This window comes from Pseudothauera nasutitermitis (assembly GCF_004801295.1).
GTDB lineage: Bacteria > Pseudomonadota > Gammaproteobacteria > Burkholderiales > Rhodocyclaceae > Pseudothauera > Pseudothauera nasutitermitis.
This window is the reverse complement of the sequence record NZ_SSOC01000001.1, coordinates 166,116-185,198: the sequence shown is the minus strand read 5'-3', so window position 1 is coordinate 185,198 and position 19,083 is coordinate 166,116. Positions and strand designations below refer to the sequence as shown.

The 19,083-nt window shown below is 69.4% G+C and carries 18 protein-coding genes; 6 read left to right on the top strand and 12 right to left on the bottom strand.

The window, feature by feature from the left end; translation table 11 throughout:
• Window positions 1-22: 22 nt before the first annotated feature.
• Window positions 23-307 (bottom strand): hypothetical protein, encoded by a 285-nt coding sequence (locus E6C76_RS00890; protein WP_136346391.1) that lies wholly within the window; start codon window positions 305-307, stop codon window positions 23-25.
• Window positions 308-670: 363 nt separating this feature from the next.
• Here E6C76_RS00890 and E6C76_RS00885 point away from each other — a divergent pair, with 363 nt between their 5' ends.
• Window positions 671-1,297 carry an acyl carrier protein phosphodiesterase gene (locus tag E6C76_RS00885; RefSeq protein ID WP_136346390.1) on the top strand — a complete coding sequence of 209 codons (627 nt, stop codon included), beginning with the start codon at window positions 671-673 and terminating at the stop codon, window positions 1,295-1,297.
• Between the two features lie 10 nt (window positions 1,298-1,307).
• On the opposite strand, the gene blaOXA is transcribed toward E6C76_RS00885, so the two are convergent.
• The 4 genes from blaOXA to E6C76_RS00865 form a co-directional block, all read right to left on the bottom strand.
• On the bottom strand, window positions 1,308-2,105 hold the full coding sequence (gene blaOXA, locus E6C76_RS00880) for a class D beta-lactamase (RefSeq protein WP_136346389.1): 798 nt from the start codon (window positions 2,103-2,105) through the stop codon (window positions 1,308-1,310).
• Window positions 2,106-2,192: 87 nt separating this feature from the next.
• A complete protein-coding gene (locus E6C76_RS00875; RefSeq protein WP_136346388.1) occupies window positions 2,193-2,528 on the bottom strand; it encodes a hypothetical protein in 336 nt (111 codons plus the stop codon).
• 83 nt (window positions 2,529-2,611) lie between these two features.
• Complete coding sequence (locus E6C76_RS00870; RefSeq protein WP_230976116.1) at window positions 2,612-3,496, bottom strand: mechanosensitive ion channel family protein; 885 nt, start codon at window positions 3,494-3,496, stop codon at window positions 2,612-2,614.
• Window positions 3,497-3,679: 183 nt separating this feature from the next.
• Window positions 3,680-4,018: a helix-turn-helix domain-containing protein gene (locus tag E6C76_RS00865; protein ID WP_230976155.1), complete on the bottom strand. Its 339-nt coding sequence runs from the start codon at window positions 4,016-4,018 to the stop codon at window positions 3,680-3,682.
• A 171-nt stretch (window positions 4,019-4,189) separates the two neighbouring features.
• Here E6C76_RS00865 and E6C76_RS00860 point away from each other — a divergent pair, with 171 nt between their 5' ends.
• Window positions 4,190-6,232 (top strand): methyl-accepting chemotaxis protein, encoded by a 2,043-nt coding sequence (locus E6C76_RS00860; protein WP_168734198.1) that lies wholly within the window; start codon window positions 4,190-4,192, stop codon window positions 6,230-6,232.
• A 38-nt stretch (window positions 6,233-6,270) separates the two neighbouring features.
• Here the strand turns inward: E6C76_RS00860 and E6C76_RS00855 are convergent, their stop codons facing one another.
• Window positions 6,271-7,911 (bottom strand): ABC transporter permease, encoded by a 1,641-nt coding sequence (locus E6C76_RS00855; protein WP_230976154.1) that lies wholly within the window; start codon window positions 7,909-7,911, stop codon window positions 6,271-6,273.
• Window positions 7,912-8,071: 160 nt separating this feature from the next.
• Between E6C76_RS00855 and E6C76_RS00850 the strand changes: the two genes are divergently transcribed.
• Genes E6C76_RS00850 through E6C76_RS00840 form a run of 3 tightly spaced genes read left to right on the top strand, consistent with a single transcriptional unit; the run spans window position 8,072 to window position 10,685 of the window.
• Window positions 8,072-9,193: an ABC transporter ATP-binding protein gene (locus tag E6C76_RS00850; protein WP_136346383.1), complete on the top strand. Its 1,122-nt coding sequence runs from the start codon at window positions 8,072-8,074 to the stop codon at window positions 9,191-9,193.
• On the top strand, window positions 9,190-9,897 hold the full coding sequence (aat, locus tag E6C76_RS00845) for a leucyl/phenylalanyl-tRNA--protein transferase (RefSeq protein ID WP_136346382.1): 708 nt from the start codon (window positions 9,190-9,192) through the stop codon (window positions 9,895-9,897). The genes E6C76_RS00850 and aat overlap by 4 nt, the downstream gene beginning before the upstream one ends.
• Window positions 9,898-9,923: 26 nt before the next feature.
• Window positions 9,924-10,685, top strand: a complete 762-nt coding sequence (locus E6C76_RS00840) for an arginyltransferase (protein ID WP_136346381.1) — start codon at window positions 9,924-9,926, stop codon at window positions 10,683-10,685.
• Window positions 10,686-10,690: 5 nt separating this feature from the next.
• Here the strand turns inward: E6C76_RS00840 and E6C76_RS00835 are convergent, their stop codons facing one another.
• The 6 genes from E6C76_RS00835 to E6C76_RS00810 form a co-directional block, all read right to left on the bottom strand.
• Window positions 10,691-12,373, bottom strand: coding sequence for an ABC transporter ATP-binding protein/permease (locus tag E6C76_RS00835; RefSeq protein WP_136346380.1), 1,683 nt, complete (start codon window positions 12,371-12,373; stop codon window positions 10,691-10,693).
• A complete protein-coding gene (locus E6C76_RS00830) occupies window positions 12,370-15,138 on the bottom strand; it encodes a M16 family metallopeptidase (RefSeq protein ID WP_211090067.1) in 2,769 nt (922 codons plus the stop codon). Before E6C76_RS00830 ends, E6C76_RS00835 begins: the two co-directional genes overlap by 4 nt.
• Before the next feature lie 9 nt (window positions 15,139-15,147).
• Complete coding sequence (locus E6C76_RS00825; RefSeq protein ID WP_168734197.1) at window positions 15,148-15,987, bottom strand: STN domain-containing protein; 840 nt, start codon at window positions 15,985-15,987, stop codon at window positions 15,148-15,150.
• 182 nt (window positions 15,988-16,169) lie between these two features.
• Entirely contained in the window at window positions 16,170-17,201 is a 1,032-nt protein-coding gene (locus tag E6C76_RS00820; RefSeq protein ID WP_136346378.1) for a FecR family protein, read from the bottom strand.
• A complete protein-coding gene (locus E6C76_RS00815; RefSeq protein WP_136346377.1) occupies window positions 17,188-17,694 on the bottom strand; it encodes a sigma-70 family RNA polymerase sigma factor in 507 nt (168 codons plus the stop codon). The genes E6C76_RS00820 and E6C76_RS00815 overlap by 14 nt, the downstream gene beginning before the upstream one ends.
• 67 nt (window positions 17,695-17,761) lie before the next feature.
• Window positions 17,762-18,019: a helix-turn-helix domain-containing protein gene (locus tag E6C76_RS00810; RefSeq protein WP_136346376.1), complete on the bottom strand. Its 258-nt coding sequence runs from the start codon at window positions 18,017-18,019 to the stop codon at window positions 17,762-17,764.
• Between the two features lie 113 nt (window positions 18,020-18,132).
• On the opposite strand from E6C76_RS00810, the gene E6C76_RS00805 reads away from it, so the two are divergent.
• On the top strand, window positions 18,133-19,080 hold the full coding sequence (locus E6C76_RS00805; protein ID WP_136346375.1) for a GGDEF domain-containing protein: 948 nt from the start codon (window positions 18,133-18,135) through the stop codon (window positions 19,078-19,080).
• Window positions 19,081-19,083 lie beyond the last annotated feature (3 nt).

Genomic DNA, 19,083 nt, shown 5'->3' with positions numbered 1-19,083 from the left:
GAAATGGAAAGGAGGCCGTGCATCAGCGCAGGAGACTGCCAGACGCCGGTTGCGGGGTTCCGGCGTATCGTCCGCCGTGGGCACCATCGCCGGCACTCGGTCGTCCCCGGCACCGCCGACGGTATCGGTATGGCCGCTGGTCGATGCATCCGCCGCCGGCCGTTGCCAGCACACGGGAAAGGCGTGAAGGAGCGCGCATCGCTCCGTCCTCCGCCTTGGCCACGAAGCGCACGCCGACGATGCCGCCCGGCGCACCCGGCGAAGGAATCCACAGCAGGCCCATGCAGATGCCGAATACGATCTTCATCGTGGCTCTCCCGCCGCCAGGCGCACGGCCTCTCGACCGCGACAATATCAGCCTATCATGCGCGGCGCGTACTGCAAGAACGGCGAACGAGGCAACTTCGACGCGACGCATGCGAAAAGTCACACAGGCTCCCGAGCCTTTCCCGGCTCGCCGTCCCCTGCGCCGTACCGGCGCTGCCGCCGGCCGGCGGCGCCATCCCTCGAAGCCCTCCAGGCCGTGCCGGTGGAAGGCCCGCGCACGCCGGACATGGGCGGACAGGCCTCCCCCATCGCACGGGGCCGGACCATCGCCGCACGCCCGAAGCGCCACCGCCTCCGGATCGGCGCCGTTCCCCGGCGGCGGCGATCCGGCGCACAATGCGGCATGAACTATCTGGCCCACGCCTACCTCGCCGGCCCCTTGCCCGCCGACCGTGTCGGCGGCGTGGCCGGCGACTTCGTCAAGGGAAGGCTGGTCCCGCTACCGGAGGGCATCGGCCCCCTGCTCGCCGCCGGGGTCATGCTGCACCGGCGCATCGACGCCTACGCCGACACCCATCCCGCCTTCCAGCGCAGCCGCGCACGCATCAGCGCGCCGCGCCGCCGCGTGGCCGGCATCATGGTCGACCTGTTCTACGACCACTTCCTCGCCGTGCATTGGCAGCGGCTGGCGGCCCGATTGCCGGGCGAAGGCGAGCTGGAAACCTTCACCGCCAACACCTACCGGCTCATCGCCGCCCACCCGGAACCGCTGCCGCCCGGGTTCACCACGGTGTTCGCGCGCATGGCCGCGCAGGACTGGCTGGCCAGCTACCGCGACCCGGCCAACGTCAGCCTCGCGCTCGACCGCATCGGCGCCTACCGCCTGCGCCAGCCCAATGCCTTGCAGGGCGCCGGCGGAGAACTGCTGGAGCACTACGCCGGCTTCGAGGAAGACTTTCTGGCCTTTCTTCCGGAGGCGGCGGAATTCGCCGCGCGCGTGCGCCGGGAACGCACGGGGAAAACCACCTGAGCGTCCGCCGCTACTCGGGCAGCGCCTCCAGGGAGCGCAGCACGGCGCGCGCGATGGCCTCGCGTTTGGGCAGATCGGCGACGCGTTCCGGCGTATCGATGTTGAGCGCGAAGAACACCGGGCCCTCGGGCCGCTCCACCCAGCCGACCCACCAGCCTATCCGTCCATCCCAGCCGGTCTTCGCACGCAAGATCCAGTCGCGTCCCGCTTCCACGATGGTGACGTCCTTGACCAGGCGCTGATGCGCCACCCGGAATGGCAGCTCGTTCCGGTACAGACGCTTCAGGAAGGCGACCTGCTCGTGTGCGGAGATGGCGAGCTTGCCGTCGAGCCAGTAATCGCCGGCCACGTCCGCCGAGGCCCCGTTGCCGTAGTCCAGGGCCGCGAGATAGCGTCGCGCGCCGTCTTCGCCGATCGCGCCAGCAAGCTGGCGGTACACCCACACGACCGAAGCGGCCATTGCCGAGCGCAGGCGCTGGTCGCGGTTGTGGGCGGGGATGCCGCCCACGGCACCATCCCATGCGAACACCTGGAATTCATCGCGCAGCACGCCCGCGTCGAGCGCGAACAGGGTGTGTGGAATCTTGAACGTGGACGCCGGCGAATAGCGTTGCGCAGCCCGTCGCGCGTCGAAGACCAAGGTGGCCGGCACCTCGCCCCGCGCATCTTCGACGACCATCGTGCCGCGCGCATCGAATGCATCGAAATGGCGCGCCCAGTCCGCGCGTTCGCGCACCGTCTCCTGCGCAAGGACGGATGCGGAAAACAGCGCGGCGCAGAGCAAGGCCGGCCAGTACGGGAGTTTCATGAGATTTCTGCCTGGGAATCGTGATCGCCCGCCAAGCCAAGCGCGCTTCGGCCTGCCCACGGATCGCCCGGAACACCCGGCCCGTGCTCAGCGGACGAGCAGGAACAAGGCAATCAGCAAGGAAGCGACCGACAGCCCGAGCGCCACGAACAGCATCGTCCGGTAGGCCGCGGCCTGGCGCCTGGCCTCCTGCGCCGCGCCCTCGATGCCCTGGATGGCGCGCCGCAGGTTGTCCGCCAGCACGTGGATGGACTCGGCGTTCTGCGTCACCGCGGACTGCAGTTCCTCGATCTGCCGGGCGACCACCGGATCCGCCTTGGCGGTCTTGTCGGACTTCGAGGAAAACACCGGAATGGCGGCCGTGGCCACCTGGGCCACGTAGGGCAGCACCGCCTTGATGATGGGAATGAGCTCGATCGCCATGGAGGCTCCCGTCGTCGATCAGAAGGATATGGCCCGCGAGGCCCGCCTCGGGCGCCCGCCGGCCGCTCGGAATACCCGATGCCTTACGTGCTCGGCACCGGCTCCGCGGGGCCAGCCGTTTCGGCCGGCGATTCGGCCTCCACCACCGCCGACAGGCGCTTCCAGGTTTCGCGGAACACCGCCTGCTCCACGTTCAGCCGCTCCATCGGCGGGCAGGCCACGCGCACCACGATGAGCAAATGCTTGGGATCGGAGAAATCCCACAGGATCTTGGTGCGCCCGGACGGCAGCGAGATGAAGCTGTCGTCCGAGAGCTTGCGGAAATGCACCTCCGCCTTGCCGCGCCAGGCCTCGGTGGCGTGGTCGGCGGCGGCCGTCGCAGCGCGTTCGGCACGCTCCAGATCGCGCTCGGCGCCGGCCGGCAGGGGCATGCGGAACAGATGGATGATGTACTCGCCGGTGGCGGAATTGTTCTTCAGCGGCTGGGTGAGCAGCAGGCCGTTGGGGAACCCGGTGGTCTTGCCGGTGAGTTGCCCGGCGTGGCCGAACTCGGCGAGCGTGGTGGCGAACATGTCCACGTCGATGACCCGCCCGCTGACCGCACCCAGTTCGATCATGTCGCCGATGCGGAACGGGCGCACCAGGGTGAGATAGGCGTAGCCCAGCACGCACATCAGCAATTCCTTGCTGACGATGAGCATGGCGCCCGCCACCGCCGCCAGTGACAGCGCGAAGCCGGCGATGGTGGAGGCCCACACCGACACCACAGTGAAGAAGGTGAACGCCCAGATCACGTTGCGCGCCCACACCAGGCGCTGGCGGCGCTTCTCGGTGGACAGCTCCTCGCGCGCCAGATAGCGCGCCCACAGCTGCGACAGCGCGACGCCGGCCAGCAGCAGGATCACCGTGGCGATGAAGCGCTCCCAGTTGCCGGGGAGCACGGCGAGCAGTTTTTCCAGTTCGATCATGGGGTGGAGAGGATTCGATGCACGGGAAGGCGCGCCACCCGGGTGGCGCACCACGCACAGCATACCGCGTCCGCCGCCGAAACCGCCGGCCCGGCTGGATCGACGAACACCAGCAGAGCGGACCGCACATTGACCAGGGTCGAACGCAAGCTCCGCCATTCATGGCGGAATCAGCCGGGTGCGCTACGGAGCGGCCAGGTGCAGCGACAGGCTCTCGACAATTTCCACCACGAACGCCCGATCGCGTTCGGACAGCGTGGCGATCAGGTTCGAGATCGCACGCCCCTGGTCATCGGCCCTGTTGCTCGATTCCACCAGCAGATCGCCGGCCGCGCAGCCGAAGATCCCCGCCAGTTCCACCAAGCGCGCAACGGTTGGCATCACCAAACCCCGCTCCATGCGCGACACTGCTTCGTTGCCGACGCCGATGCGCTCGGCAACTTCTTCCTGGGTGAGCCCGCAGGCCAGTCTTCTTTTCGAGATGGCCTTGCCGACCACTTTCGCCAAAGTGCGTTCGTCCATCTTCACGGCGACCTCCATTCAACCTGAATGGTGGTCTATCAACCTTTTGACATGAAGGACCCAATAGACCGACAATCACCCCAAAAGGTTGAACAAAAAGGGGGGATCAAAGTGAAAAGAAACGCTTCAGCTTCATCCAGGGCAGCAGCGCTGCCCCCCAGCCGGCTGGACATGGACGATTTCCGCAACTGGCCGATCGCCACCAAGCTCGGCGTCGTGCAACTGCTGGTGCTCGGCATGGTATTCAGCGCGGCCGTCATTGCGCTGGTGCCGTGGCTGGGCGACAAGCTGGAGCAGAAGAGCCTGGCTGCCATCGAGCAGGCCAACCGGCAGGCCATCGACATGCTGTCGGTCTCCAACCAGTTGCTGGAAAGCACCGCACAGCGCCTGGGCGGAGTACTGGCGAGCGGCTACCCGGCCGGCTTCGCACTGGACGAGCGGACGAGCATCGACGTGGACGGCCGCCCCACCCCGCTGCTGCGTTCCGGCGAGACCGTGCTCAACAGCCACTTCGACGGCGTGGACGCCTTCACCGCCGTCACCGGCGCGGTCGCCACGGTGTTCGCACGGGACGGGGACGATTTCGTGCGGGTGAGCACCTCGCTGCGCCAGGAGAACGGCGACCGCGCGGTGGGCACGCTGCTAGGCGCCGCGCACCCGGCCCATGTCCGGCTGCTCAAGGGCGAGTCCTACACCGGCAGGGCCCACCTGTTCGGGCGCGATTACATGACCCACTACCAGCCCCAGCTCGACGCGGCCGGGCAGGTGGTCGCGGTGCTGTTCATCGGCCTGGATTTCACCGCCGAGCTGCACACCCTCAAGGAGCGCCTGCTCGGCATCGCGTTCGGCCGCAGCGGCTACCTCTTCGCGGTCGATGCGGGGCGGGACAGGGGCACTCTGGTGGTGCATCCGGGCGAGGAAGGGAGCAATCTGCTCGGCGCCGTGGACGCCAACGGCATCGCCTTCATCCAGGAGATGATCGAGCGCCGGACCGGCATCCTCGACTATCAGTTCGCCAACACCGCACGCGGCGAGACCCGGCCGCGGGACAAGGTGGTGGCCTTCGCCCACTTCGCCCCCTGGGACTGGGTGGTCGCTGCCGGCACCTACCGCGACGAACTGGCCGAGGAAGCCGCCGCGCTGCGCGACCGGCTGATCCTGGCTGCCCTGGGCCTGGCCGCGCTGCTGTTCGGGCTGATGTCGTACAGTGTGCGCCGCTGGGTCGGCCGCCCCCTCAGCGCCACAGTGGCGGCGATGCAGCGTATTGCCGAGGGCGACCTCACGGTGGCCATCGAACCGCGCGGCGACGACGAGATCGGCCGTCTGGTGGGGGCCACCCGGACCATGGCCGCCCGCATGGGTGAGGCCATCGCCGACATCAAGACCGCCGCGCACCGCCTGGTGGACTGCGCGGAGCACCTGTCCACCACGTCCGTGCAACTGTCCGCCCGCTCCTCGCAGCAAAGCGGCTCCGCCGCGGCGATGGCCGCGATCATCGAACAGATGAACGCCAGCATCTCCCAGATCGCCGACAACGCACGCACCGCGCAGAACATCTCCGCCTCTTCGGCGCAGGTCTCCAGCACCGGCGGCGAGATCATCGGCCAGGCGGCGGCCAACATGACCCGCATCGCCGACACCGTGCGCGAGGCTTCACAGGCGGTCGCCCAGCTCGGCGAGCAGTCCCAGGCCATCTCCGCCATCGTGTACGCCATCAAGGAAATCGCCGACCAGACCAACCTGCTCGCCCTCAACGCCGCGATCGAGGCCGCACGCGCCGGCGAAAGCGGGCGGGGCTTCTCCGTGGTGGCCGACGAAGTGCGCAAGCTGGCCGAGCGCACCTCGTTGTCCACGCAGGAGATCGAAGACATGATCGGCCGCATCCAGAGCGGCACCACCGACGCGGTCAACAACATGGAAACCGGCGTGCATCAGGTGGAGGAAGGCATGCTCTGCGCCACCCAGGCCGGCAGCAGCATCGCCGACATCCGCCACGGCGCCGGCCAGGTCACCCGGGCCGTGGCCGACATATCCACGGCACTTGCCGAACAGAGTGCCGCCTCGGCCGACATCGCCCGCAACGTCGAGCAGATCGCCCAGATGGCCGACGAGAACTACCAGCTGGTGCAGCACTCGGCCGGCTATGCGGAGCAGCTCAAACAACTGGCCGACAGTCTGGAAACCCGCGTCGCCCGCTTCACCATCAACGCCTGAGGGCAGCCTCTCCCCGGCCTTCCCGCCTCTCCCAATCCTCAACCCTTGCCGCGCGCGCCCTTCACGATCTGCCGGGAAATGATGAACATCGGCAGCAGGCCCACCACGACGATGCTCAGCGCCGAGGTGGAAGCCTCCGCCAGGCGCTCGTCGGCCGCCAGCGTATGCGCCTGGGTGGCCAGCGTGTCGAAGTTGAACGGCCGCATCACCAGGGTGGCCGGCAGTTCCTTCATCACATCGACGAACACCAGCAGGCCGGCGGTGAGCAGGCTGCCGCGCAGGATGGGCACGTGCACGCGGCCCAGCGTGGCCCACTTGCCGTGCCCCAGGCTGCGCGCGGCATCGTCCATGCTGGGGGTGATCTTGCCCAGGCTGGCCTCCACGGTGTGCAGCGCCACGGCCAGGAAGCGGCTCAGGTAGGCATACACCAGCGCGGCGATGCCGCCGGTGAGGATCAGCCCCGGATTCACCCCGAAGGCACCTTCCCACCACGCGGCGATGCGCGTGTCCAGCCGGGTCACCGGAATCAGCACGCCCACGGCGATCACCGAACCGGGCACCGCATAGCCCAGGGCGACGATGCGGTTGAGCATCTCCGGCAGGCGCGAGCGCGCCAGCCGCGCGGCGTAGGCCAGCAGCACGGCGAGCAGCACCGCCAGCACGGCGGTGACCGCCGCAAGCACGAAACTGTTGCGCGACAACTGCACGAAGCGCGGGCCGAACTGCGCGTCGCCCTGGGTGATCGCCATGCTCAGCAGCAGATAGCCCGGCAGCAGGAAACCAAGGAACAGCGGCAGGAAGCAGGCCAGCGCCGCCAGCGCGCCGGCCGGCGGCGACAGGCGCCTGCGCGGCGCGCCTCCGGCATTGCGCGAGGTGTTGTTGAAGCGCGCGCGGCCCCGGCTGGCGCGTTCCAGCAGCAGCACCAGGATCACGAAGGCGAGCAGCGAGGCCGACAGCTGCGCGGCGGCCACCCGGTCGCCCAGCGAGAACCACGCACGGTAGATGCCGGTGGTGAAGGTCTGCACGCCGAAGTAGGACACCGTGCCGAAATCCGCCAGGGTTTCCATCAGCGCCAGCGCGGTGCCGGCCACCACCGCCGGACGGGCCAGCGGCAGCGACACGCGGAAGAAGCTGCCCCACGGCCCCAGCCCCAGCGAGCGCCCGGCCTCCAGCATGCCGGCGGCGCGCTCCAGGAAGGCGGTGCGCGCCAGCATGTACACGTACGGGTAGAGTACGAAGGTGAACATGGCCACCGCGCCGCCCACCGAGCGCACGTCGGGAAACCAGTAGTCCCCGCGCCGCCATTCGAAGGTCTCGCGCAGCCAGCTCTGCACCGGGCCGACGAACTGCAGGGTGTCGGTATACACGTAGGCCATCACGTAGGCCGGCACCGCCAGCGGCAGCACCAGCGCCCACTCGAAGAAGCGCCGGCCGGGAAAATCGTGCATGGCGGTCAGCCACGCGGCGGTCACGCCGATGCTGGCCGCCCCCAGGCCCACGCCCACACACAGGATCACCGTGTTCCAGACGAACTCGCCGAGCACGGTGTCGGCCAGATGGCGCCAGGTCTCCGAGGTGCCGCCGCTGAGCACGTTGGAGAACACCGACAGCACCGGCAGGGAAATCAGCGCGGCGATCAGCACCGCCAGCACGGTCAGCCACGACCAGCGCTGGCGCAGGCGCGCGCCCAGGCCGGGCGCCGCGGGGGCTGCAAGCGGGGCGCTGCCCGCGGGTGAAGGAATCGGATCGGCCATGCGGGGAATTGTAATGGATCGCATTTGGGGGGCCGCGATGCAATAATCGTTTCCCGCCTGCCCGCCCCCGCACAAGGTTGTACCCATGTCCCACCTGGAACTCGCCGACATCGACCTCGCCTTCGCCGGCCAACGCGTGGTCCGCCGGCTCGGCCTGCGTCTCGACCAGGGCCGCATCGGCTGCCTGCTCGGCCCTTCGGGCTGCGGCAAGACCACCGTGCTGCGCTGCATCGCCGGCTTCGAACGCGTGGCCGGCGGCGAGATCCGCCTGGACGGCGAACTGGTCAGCAGCACACAGGTGCATCGCCCGCCCGAACAGCGCCGCATCGGCATGGTGTTCCAGGATTACGCGCTGTTCCCCCATCTCACCGTCGCCGAGAACATCGCCTTCGGCCTGCGCGGCCTGCCGGCGGCGGACAGGCGCGCGCGGGTCGATGAACTGCTCGCCACCGTGGGCCTGGCCGACCAGGGCCGCAAGTATCCCCACGAAATGTCCGGCGGCCAGCAGCAGCGCGTGGCGCTGGCCCGCGCGCTGGCCCCCCGCCCCGCCCTGCTGCTGCTCGACGAGCCGTTCTCCAATCTGGACGTCGATCTGCGCGAACGCCTCTCGCACGAGGTGCGCGACATCATCAAGGCCAGCGGCACCACCGCCATCCTGGTCACCCACGACCAGCACGAAGCCTTCGCCGTGGCCGACGAGATCGGCATCATGCACGAAGGCCGCATCCAGCAGTGGGACACCCCGTACAACCTCTACCACCGCCCGGCCAATCGCTTCGTCGCCGACTTCATCGGCCAGGGCGTGCTGCTGCACGGCACCGTGCTCGACGACCGCCGCGTGCACGTGGAACTGGGCACCCTGCACAGCAGCACCCCGGTGGAATGCTGCAACGGCTGCAGCGAGCGCGGCGAACCCTGCCCGGTGGACGTGCTGCTGCGCCCCGACGACATCGTGCATGACGACGCCAGCCCGCTGCGCGCGCGTGTGCTCAAGAAGGCCTTTCGCGGCGCGGACATCCTGTACACGCTGGCACTGCCCAGCGGCACGCGCGTGCTTTCGCTGGTGCCCAGCCACCACGACCACGCCATCGGCGAAGCCATCGGCATCCGCCTGGCGGCGGACCACGTGGTGACCTTCCACCAGGAGGCGCCGGCCGGCCCGGGCACTGCCTCCCGGGGCGTCCAGCCCGCCCGGGCCGTTTCATGATCCCCTGGCTGGTCGGCCGTCCGCAGTTCCCGCCGGTCGAACGCGCGCTCGCCGAACCCGCCGGCCTGCTCGCGGCCGGCGGCGAACTCACCCCGGACTGGCTGCTGGCCGCCTACCGGCGCGGCATCTTCCCCTGGTACAGCGCCGGCGAACCCATCCTGTGGTGGAGCCCGAACCCGCGCCTGGTGCTGCTTCCCGCCGAAATCCACATCACTCGCTCGCTGCGCCGGACGCTGCGCCGGCGGCGCTTCGAAATCCGCCTGGACACCGCCTTCGCCGAAGTCGTCGAGCACTGCGCCGCGCCGCGCGAACCCGGCGGCAGCACCTGGATCACCGCCGAGATGCGCGCCGCCTACCTCGCCATGCACGAACTGGGGTACGCCCACAGTGTCGAAAGCTGGCTCGACGGCGAACTGGTCGGCGGGCTGTACGGCATCGGACTGGGCCGCGCGTTCTTCGGCGAATCGATGTTCAGCCGCGCCACCGACGCCTCCAAGGTCGCTCTCGCCCACCTGGCGCGCTTCCTTGAGGCGCGCGATTACGCCGTGATAGATTGCCAGATGACCACGCCACACCTGCTGTCGATGGGCGCGCGGGAGATTCCCCGGGCCGTGTTCGCCGCCGGTCTGGAGACCTGGACCCGCAGCGGTCCGCCCCCCGCGCGCTGGCCCGCCGAGGCTGCGCGCGGGATCGACTGGGGATAGCCGAACCGACCGCACCGGGGACCGCCATGCAGAAAGACTATCCCTACGCGCTGATCCAGTTCTACGCCACGGCGCCCTACGCCTGTTCCTACCTGCCCGAGCGCATGGCGCGCTCGCAGGTCGCCACCCCCGGCCACCTGATCGACCCGCACATCTACAGCGAACTGGTGCGCAACGGCTTCCGCCGCAGCGGCACCTTCACCTACCGCCCGTACTGCGACAACTGCCGTGCCTGCGTGCCGGTGCGCGTGGCGGTGGAAGGCTTCCAGCCCGACCGCGGCCAGCGCCGCGCCATGCGCCGCCACGCCGGCCTGCACGCCAGCGAAGCCCCGCTCGCCTTCCAGGAAGAGCACTACGCGCTCTACCAGCGCTACCAGACCGCCCGCCACGCCGGCGGCGGCATGGACCAGGACAACCGCGAGCAGTACGCCCACTTCCTGCTGCAAAGCCACGTGGATACCCGCCTGGTGGAATTCCGCGAGCGCGGCGCGCTGCGCATGGTCAGCGTCATCGACCGGCTCACCGACGGGCTGTCCAGCGTCTACACCTTCTACGACCCCGATCTGCCCCGGGGCAGCCTGGGCACCTACGGCATCCTCTGGCAGATCGAGGCCTGCCGACGCCTCCACCTGCCCTACCTGTACCTGGGCTACTGGATCGCCGAAAGCCCCAAGATGTCCTACAAATCGCGCTTCCACCCGCTGGAAGGACGGGTGCGGGGGGAATGGCGGGCGTACGGGGAATTCGTCGGCGAGTTTCCCGAAGCGCCCGCGCCGCCGGCCGATTAGCGCGCTCAGGCCGGTACCGCGGCCAGTCTTCCGGCGACCATCGACAGTTCCACGCGGCGCGCGAACAGCGTCTGCACGCCCGGCTGGTGGCTGACCGCGATCACCGTACAGGTCGGCAGCCATTCGCGCAGGCACTGCAGCAGACCGCGCGCGGCCTGCTCTTCCAGCTGGTTGGTGGCCTCGTCGAGAAACAGCGTGTCCGGACGCCACAGCAGCGCGCGCGCCAGCGACAGCCGCTGCTGCTCGCCGCCGGAGAGTTCGCGCGACCATTCCGCCTCGCGCGCCAGCCCATCGCCCAGACGTTCCAGGCCGACCACCGCCAGCGCCACGCGCAAGGTCGCCTCGTCCGGCACTTCGAGCCCCGGATAGGCCAGCACGCGATCCAGCCGCCCGCCGGCCAGATATGGACGTTGCGGTAGCAGCAGGCAGCGCCCGGCCGGGAGCTGCCAGTCTCCACTGTAGTAGGGCCACAGCCCGCCCAGGGTGCGCAGCAGGGTCGATTTGCCCAGGCCGCTGGCGCCGGCCAGCAGCAGCCATTCGCCCGGTGCCGCGTGCAGGTTCAGGCGGTGCAGCAGTACCTCGCCGCTCGGCTTCAGCACATCCAGCGCACAGGTAGCAAAGATCTCGCCCCGGCGTATTTCGACCCGCGTCCGGTGGCTGCGCTCCAGCGCCTGCTGGAACTGCCCGAGACGCTCCACCGTGGCGCTCCACGCCGCCAGTTCGCGGTAGGCGGAGATGAACCAGCTCAGCGAGCCCTGCACCGCGCCGAAGGCGGTGCGGATCTGCATCAGCCCGCCCAGGGTGATGGTCTTGGCGAGGAAGGCCGGCAGCGCGACGAACACCGGCACGATGTTGCTGAAGCGGCTGTAGCCGACGGTGAACAGGCCCAGATTGAACTCGCGGTGCATCAGTGCCCGCCAGTTGCCGGCGATGGCCGCGAAGCGTTCGCCGAGGCCCTGCCGCTCGGCGGCTTCACCGGCGTAGAGGGCGATCTGTTCGGCGTGGTCGCGCTTACGCAGCAGGTCGGCGCGGAACGCCGCCTCGTGGCGCTGGCGCTCGTAGTTGAGGCCGTGCAGCGGACGCCCCAGCCAGTGGGTGAGCAGCGTCCCGATCAAAGTGTAGAGCACGGCGGCCCACACCAGGTAGCCGTCCAGCGTCAGGCTGTAGCCGCCGAGGCTGAAGGTCTGCGTGCCGGAAAGCCCCCACAGCACGCCGACGAAGGCGCCGATCTGCAAGGTGTTGATGAAGAAGGACACCAGCAGGCCGACGCTGCTTTCGGCCAGCAGGCGGGCATCCTCGGCGATGCGCTGGTCGGGGTGGTCCGGCTCCCCTTCCAGCCCCAGGCGGTAGTAGCTGCGGTCGGCGAACCAGGCTTCGAGCAGGTGGTCGTTGAGGTGCTGGCGCCAGCGCAGGATCAGCGCCTTGGTCAGCCAGTCCTTGGACACCACCACCAGGATCAGCACCACGATGGCCAGCGCGTACTCCCCCATCAGGTCGAGCAGCGCGGCACCGTCGAAGGTCGCCAGGGTGTCGTAGAAGGTCTTGCTCCAGGCGTTGATGTGCACATTGACCTGGACGATGCCCATGCCCATGGCGAACACCGCGGCCAGCAGCAGCCAGCCCGGCCAGCCCGCCCGGCTCCACCAGAACGGCCGGGCCAGGGCGAGGAAGACGCGCAGCAGCCTCATTGCGCCGCCTGTGGCAGCACCTTGAGCACGGCGCGGTTGTCGGCGGAGAACAGGCGCTGTGCCAGCGTCCGCATCGGCGCCAGTTGCAGCGCGTCGGCCAGGTGCGCCTGACGCGCCAGATAGCGCGGGTCGCCCCAGGCGCGGTCGCTGAGCACCAGCCGGTGGAACTGGGTAGCCGGGTCGCGCAGACGCTCGGCTTCCTGCCGGCGCAGGCGTTCGCGCAAGGGCGCGAGGCGGCTTTCGTCCAGGCTGGCGGGCAGCTCCGCCAGGGTTTCCTGTGCCAGCGCCCACAATTCCTCGAAGCGCTGCGGCGCGCTGACGAAGCGCAGTTCGCTGAGGATGCGCTGCTCGTCGGGCGACAGTTCGGCATCGAAGTCCAGCCGATAGACGCCGGCGGCCTCGCCGCGCAGCCGGGCCTTCAGGGCCTCGCGCGCCAGTTCGCGGAGCATCGCCACGTGCACGGCGTCCTCGGGCGTCCACGGCTGTTCGGCGAAGCTCACCGCCTGCAGGCTGGTGCGCGGCTCCAGGGCGCCGGCCAGGCTGGCCTCGCGCCTGCCGGCCAGACGCTCGTCGGCCTTCATGCGCGGCACCGTCCCGCGCGGGATGCCGGCCAGTTCGCGGCGTACCAGTTCGCGCAGGCGCTCGGGCTCCACGTCGGCCATCAGGTAGTAGGTCGCCGGCGCACCGAGCTGGCGCTGCCACAGCTCGCGCACGCGCTCCGCGGTCAACGCGTCGAGCGCCTCGGCGGTGGGCAGGCGATCCTCGGCACGCCCCGTCTTCAAACGCTGCCAGACGCGATCCTGCTCGGCACGCCGGCTGTCCACCCGCCGGCGCAAGGCTTCGCCGAACTCGCCCCGCGCCTCGTCCAGACCGTCCGGGTCGAGTTCGACCAGGGTCTGGCGTACGCGGTACAGCGCCAGCAGTTCCCCCAGGCGGTCGGGCGGCGCGCTGGCCACGAGCACCCGCCGGCGGGCCTGCTGATCGACCGACAGGCGCAGGCCGGCGGCCTCCTGCCAGGCTTTCTGCTGGGCGGCGCTCCAGAACGGCGGCAGGGCCTGCGCGGCCAGCTGGCTGGCGAACTGCGCCTGCCAGGCCGGCACTTCGGCATCGGCGAAACCGGCCGCCGTTTCCACCTGCAAGCGGATGCGCCCGCCCTCCCCCGGCTGGCGCAGCCAGACCAGGCGGTCGCCGTTGCCGAGCGTCCAGTACTCCACCCGCTGTTCCGGGAAGCTGCGTTCTTCCCGGATGATGCCGGCCTGTGCGGCGGGCGGCGGCTCGACCGGCGTTTCGGCGCTTTCCGCACGCGGCACGGCGGGCGGTTCGAGTGGTTCGGCGGCGATGCGCCGGTCCAGCGCCAGCACTTCTTCTTCCGTGGGCAACACCAGCGGGCGCTCCCCCGGCGCGCTGAGTTGCAGCACGCGGTCGGGGCTGCCGCTCCAGCGCCGCAGGCGGGCCAGCAGGTCGGCGCCGTCGATGTCCTGCAGCGCGGCCAGGGTGTGGCGGGCGATGGCATGCGGATGGAGCAGCGGCCGCTCGGCGATGGTGGCGTCGTTGAGCTTGCGCACCCAAGCGGCGAAATCCGCTTCGGCGCTGCCGGCCAGCATGCGCTCCGCCAACTCGCGCACCTCGGTACGCGCCGCCTCGACGTCCTCGGGGTGCAAGCCGTGGCGGCGCAGGCGCTCCAGTTCGCGCAGCAGGGTGCTCAGCCCCTGCTCATGCGCATCGCCGCGCAGCCCGGCGGCCACGCCGAACACCTCGCTGCGGCGGCCGATCTGCGTCTTCACCGCGGTCAGGCTGGTCACGCCTTCGGGCCGCGCCTGGCGGCGCAACTGGCGCTTGAGCGCGGCGAGGGTCAGACGGTCGATCAAGCGCTCGCGCACCCCCAGTTCGTCCTGCCGGCGGCTGGCGGGGTCATGGAAGCGGAACAGCAGCACCACCTGATTGCTGCCGCTCTGGCTGTCCTGCACGCGGAACACCTTCAGGTGGTCGTCCAGCGGCAGTTCCAGGTGCTCGCGGTCCGGCAGCGCTGCGGCCTCGGCGGCACCGAAGGCCCGCTCGATCTGTGCGCGCAGAATCTGCGGGTCGAAGTCGCCGACTACGCTGAGCACCATGTTGTTCGGCTTGTACCAGCGTTGCTGGTAGGCCTTGAGCCGTTCCAGCGCAGCGCCTTCGATGGCCTCGCGGTTGCCGATGCTGCGGTGCGCCGGATAGCGCGACCCGACGCGCTGCGCAGCGATGCGCTGCCCGTTCATGCGCTCGGCTACGCCCAAGCCGCCGCGCCATTCCTCGATGACGATGGGGCGCTCGCGCTCCAGGTCGGCGGCCTCGTAGTCGGCGGCGAACGCCAGCGTGGCCAGGGCCTGCAGGGCCAGTTCGGCCTGCTTGCCGCCGGCCGGCGGGCTGAGCAGGTACTGGGTGCGCTCGTGGTTGGTCACCGCGTTGTAGTGGCTGCCCTGCTGGAAGCCGGCGGCCTGCAGCCGGGCACGCACGTCCTCGGGATGGCCGCCGTGGCTGTAGAAGGCCAGATGTTCGACCAGGTGGGCGACGCCGACCTGATCGTCGTCCTCGTCCACCGAGCCGGCATGCACGGTCAGCCGCAGGTCGAGCCGACCGGCGTCGGCATGGTCGGGAATGAGCTGATAGCGCAGGCCGTTGGCCAGTTCGCCGCGGATCACCCGCGCATCCCATTCCAGCGCGGCCGGGGTGGACGCGCACGCGGAAAGCAGCAGGCAGGCCGCCAGGCCTGCCAGAAAACGAGAAATCATCGGGATGCCTCAGAACTGGTAGCCGAGTTCGAGCCAGTACTGGCGACCCACCTCGTAGCTCAGCGTGCCGCTGTCGCCGAGAATCTCGTTGACGCGATTGGTGAGGTTGGTGATGGTCACGGCCGCATAGGCGGACTCGCCGCGCCGCAGCGGCAAGTCGAACTTGATGCGGGTGTCCCAGGTCAGCGCCGCGCCGACGCGGCCGACCTTGTTCATGAAGTTGTTCTGGTAGAACTTGGCGCCGTTGATGCTGATGTCCGCCGGGCTGATCTCGCCGGGCGTGCTGGAACTCTGCTGGGTGGTGTCGAAGCGCACGCTGGGGTGCATCTTCAGCAGCGTGGTGAGGTCGCCGTTGGCGCCGGGGAAGTGCTCGATGGCGCGCCGGTCGATCACCGCCTCGCCCTGGTAGTTCTGCTCCGCGCTGGAAAGCACCACGATGTCCGGGAGCAGCAAGGGAGCCTCTTCGTCGGCTGCCCTCGGGTCCGGCTCCAGGGTCAGGCTGTTGCCGTCGCTCGGCCGCCAGCGCAGGCGGGTGCCGCCGAGCAGGCGCTGCAGGGCCTGGCGAGCGGACCATTCGCCGGCCACGCCGGGGGAGTCCAGCCCCTTCACCAGCGCACTATCGACGGCGATCTGCACGCCGGCCTGCAAGGCGAATTCGGTCAGTGCGTCGGCCAGCGGCTGCGCGGCCACGGCGAACGACTGGCGCTGTTCCAGACGTTGTTCCACGCTGCCTTCCTGCGCACGCGCGGGCTGGATCAGCAGCAATGCGGACAGGCCCATGGTGCCGAGCCATCGGGCGGTGTGCCGGCGGGGCGCGAAGGCCGCGGTCCGGTTCGGGTTGCACTTCATCGGTTGTTCTCTCCCAGCGGGCGCGCGAATGCGCCACGTTTTGCGAACGACTATCAATTGCGACTGCGTCGTTGACACAAGACGTTGGGAGAGCGGAAATTTTCAGCAGAATCCGGAAATTTTCTGCTTCGGCCGCCCGGCAGGGTGGATGGGCGCCGCGCAGACCCGCGCTGCGCCGGGGCTCAGGGCTCCCTGGAAATGCGGGTCAGCCAGGGCCCGTAGGTCTTGATCCGGCCGCCGTGCGGGGCCACCATCGCCTGCAATGCCTGGCGCGGATCGTTCAGATCGAAAACGCCGGTCACCTGCTGGCGCCCCAGTTGCTCGTCATCCAGCAGGATCACGCCACGCTGGCGGCTTTCCAGCGCTTCGACCAGTTCGGCCAGCGGCGTGCCGTTGGCGACCAGCAGCCCCTTGCGCCAGGCCCCCATCTGCGCGGCCGGCTGGCGGGTGCGCCGCGCGTTCCCGTCCGCCTGGTCGAGTTGCAGGCGATCGCCCGGCTTCAGCACGGAGCGCTGGCCGAGACCGGGGTCCGCGACCTCGACGGAGCCGTGCTCGACGGCGACTTCCAGTTGGCGCTTGTTCCAGCGCACATTGAAGGCCGTGCCGGTCACCACCACCCGGCTGCTGCCGGCTTCCACCGTGAAGGGCCGGCCCTGGTCGGCTACCACCTGGAAGTAGGCGCGCCCGCGCAGCAGTTGCACGCGGCGTCCCGTGTCGTCGAAACGGCTGGCCAGCGCGCTATCGCCGTCCAGCGTCACCTGGCTGCCGTCCTCCAGGGTCAGCTCGCTGACCTGGCCCGGCGGACTGGAAAAATCGCCACCCGGCCCGTCGATCAGCAAAGGCAGCAGGGCCAGGCACAGACAGGCGGCCAGCGCGCCGCCCCAGACCGCACGGCGCCCCTGGAAGCGGCGGGGAAAGCGCAGCACCGGCGCGGCGGGCTGGTCCGGCACGGCCTGCGTGGCGGGCAGCTCTCCGGTCAGCCGCCAGACGCGCTGAAGCCTGCGCCAGGCCCGCGCATGGCGCGCATCCTCCGCCTGCCAGGCTGCGCAGGCCCGCTTCAGCGCGGCGTCTTCCGGCGCGGCCTGCAGGCGCAGGTGCCAGTCCAGCGCGGCCTGCCAGCTCGGGTCTTCCGCCAGACGGTCCGGTCTGCTGTCTTCCATGGCTAGCGCTTCATCGGCAAAACGGGCGGCAAGTGTCGCATCAATCGTCATCATCGCCCAAACGCTCCGCACAGTGGGTCAGGGCATCGCGCACCAGGCCATGGGCCAGGCCGACCGATATGCCCAGGTGTCCGGCAATCTCCTGCAGGGTGTGGCCGCCCAGGCGGTGCATCTCGAACGCGGTGCGGGTGCGTGCCGGCAGTTCGGCCAGCGCCTCGGCGACGATCCGCAGGGCGTTGCTGTCGCAGACCTGGGTTTCCGGCGAGGGCGTGTTGGCCGGCAGCACCTCCAGTTCCTCGTCGCCGTCGGGCACATGCTGCTCGCTGGCCGTCCGCCGGGCCAGATCCAGTGCCAGGTTGCGCACGATGCGGTACAGATAGCCCACCGGGTTGTGGAAGTTTCCCCCCGCCGCATGCTCGAAGCGCAGCCAGGCCTCCTGGACGACATCCTCGGCCGTGGCCCGCGCCCCCGCGATCGAAGCGGCGTAATCGATCAGTGCGCTGCGGTGCGTCAGGTACAGATCGAGCTTTCGGTTGACGTCCGTCACGGTGTCGGCAGACAGGTGGATTGAGTATGGCCTGCATTGTAATCGATAATCAATCTCAACAACGTGATCACGTCGCTCCACTCGCCCCGTGACAGGTGAGCAGATACGCGGGCTCCACGCCGAGCGCCCTGGCAATCCGCTCGATGTTGTCGATGGAGATGTTGCGCCCCGCGCGCTCGACGTGGGCGATGAAGGTCCGGTGCAGGCCGGCCTCGAAGGCCAGCGCCTCCTGCGACCATCCCTTCTCGCCCCGTAGCCTCTTGATGTTGCGGGCCAACACCTGGCGTGCGGAAACCCCGGGGACCGGCGGATGCTGTGGCGTCATGAGGACGGCTCCGGGAAAGGGGAGGCCAATCCTTATGGGAAGTCGCTTTTAAGTCAGCTGTGTTTACGTCACAATCGAAACTTCGATAGCACATCGTACTGACCGGTTCCATCATGAGTCGACGGAAGGAAAAGCCCGGCCAGCAGTGGAAACGCCCTCTTCTGCCAGACCCATCCACGCAGGAACACATTGCCCGCGCAATCGATCAGGCACGCGACGGCGTCATCATCACGGATGCCGGGGGCAACATCCTCTACGTCAACCCCGCGGTCACCCAACGCACGGGATACGCGCACGCGGAACTGGTCGGCCGCAATCCACGCCTGCTGCAATCCGGCAAGCAGGGCGCCGGTTTCTACGCGCGTCTCTGGAACGCCCTGCGCGAAAGCGGCACGTGGCAGGGGGAAATCGTCAATCGCCACAAGAACGGCCATCTCACCACCGAATACCTGACAATCAGCACCGTCTTCGATGACGACGGGGCCCCAAGCTACTATCTGGGCGTTTTCCTCGATATCGCGCCACTGCGGCAAAAACAGCAGCAACTGGAACTGCTGGCCTACACCGATCCGCTCACCGGCCTGCCCAACCGGGTGTTCCTGATGGAGCGGATGCGCCAGACGCTGGCCCTTGCCAGGCGCAGCGGCCGCCAGGTCGCCGTCTGCTACGTCGACCTGGACGGCTTCAAGGACATCAACGACCGTGGGGGACACCACTGCGGCGATCACGTGCTGACGGTGATTTCCCGCCGCCTGCAGCATGCCGTCCGCGAGGGCGACACCGTCGCCCGCCTCGGCGGCGACGAGTTCGCCCTGCTGCTGACCGGACTGGACGGGCCGGAACAGATCGGCCCCGCCCTGCAACGCATCGGCGCCATCATCGCCAGCCCCATCGACGGCCTGGAAGACACCCACATCAGCGCCAGCATCGGCGTGACCTTCTATCCCACCGATCCGGACAGCCCCGACGCCCTGCTGCGCCACGCGGACCAGGCCATGTACCAGGCCAAGCGCGCACGCTCCGCGTACTGTGTCTTCAATGCCTCCGGCGCGCCGGGATGAGGT

Bases quoted from the DNA above. Each gene is read 5' to 3' on its own strand.
- E6C76_RS00890 (WP_136346391.1), bottom strand. From the start codon at position 307: ATGAAGATCGTATTCGGCATCTGCATGGGCCTGCTGTGGATTCCTTCG.
- E6C76_RS00885 (WP_136346390.1), top strand. From the start codon at position 671: ATGAACTATCTGGCCCACGCCTACCTCGCCGGCCCCTTGCCCGCCGAC.
- blaOXA (WP_136346389.1), bottom strand. From the start codon at position 2,105: ATGAAACTCCCGTACTGGCCGGCCTTGCTCTGCGCCGCGCTGTTTTCC.
- E6C76_RS00875 (WP_136346388.1), bottom strand. From the start codon at position 2,528: ATGGCGATCGAGCTCATTCCCATCATCAAGGCGGTGCTGCCCTACGTG.
- E6C76_RS00870 (WP_230976116.1), bottom strand. From the start codon at position 3,496: ATGATCGAACTGGAAAAACTGCTCGCCGTGCTCCCCGGCAACTGGGAG.
- E6C76_RS00865 (WP_230976155.1), bottom strand. From the start codon at position 4,018: ATGGACGAACGCACTTTGGCGAAAGTGGTCGGCAAGGCCATCTCGAAA.
- E6C76_RS00860 (WP_168734198.1), top strand. From the start codon at position 4,190: ATGGACGATTTCCGCAACTGGCCGATCGCCACCAAGCTCGGCGTCGTG.
- E6C76_RS00850 (WP_136346383.1), top strand. From the start codon at position 8,072: ATGTCCCACCTGGAACTCGCCGACATCGACCTCGCCTTCGCCGGCCAA.
- aat (WP_136346382.1), top strand. From the start codon at position 9,190: ATGATCCCCTGGCTGGTCGGCCGTCCGCAGTTCCCGCCGGTCGAACGC.
- E6C76_RS00840 (WP_136346381.1), top strand. From the start codon at position 9,924: ATGCAGAAAGACTATCCCTACGCGCTGATCCAGTTCTACGCCACGGCG.
- E6C76_RS00835 (WP_136346380.1), bottom strand. From the start codon at position 12,373: ATGAGGCTGCTGCGCGTCTTCCTCGCCCTGGCCCGGCCGTTCTGGTGG.
- E6C76_RS00830 (WP_211090067.1), bottom strand. From the start codon at position 15,138: ATGATTTCTCGTTTTCTGGCAGGCCTGGCGGCCTGCCTGCTGCTTTCC.
- E6C76_RS00825 (WP_168734197.1), bottom strand. From the start codon at position 15,987: ATGAAGTGCAACCCGAACCGGACCGCGGCCTTCGCGCCCCGCCGGCAC.
- E6C76_RS00820 (WP_136346378.1), bottom strand. From the start codon at position 17,201: ATGATGACGATTGATGCGACACTTGCCGCCCGTTTTGCCGATGAAGCG.
- E6C76_RS00810 (WP_136346376.1), bottom strand. From the start codon at position 18,019: ATGACGCCACAGCATCCGCCGGTCCCCGGGGTTTCCGCACGCCAGGTG.
- E6C76_RS00805 (WP_136346375.1), top strand. From the start codon at position 18,133: ATGAGTCGACGGAAGGAAAAGCCCGGCCAGCAGTGGAAACGCCCTCTT.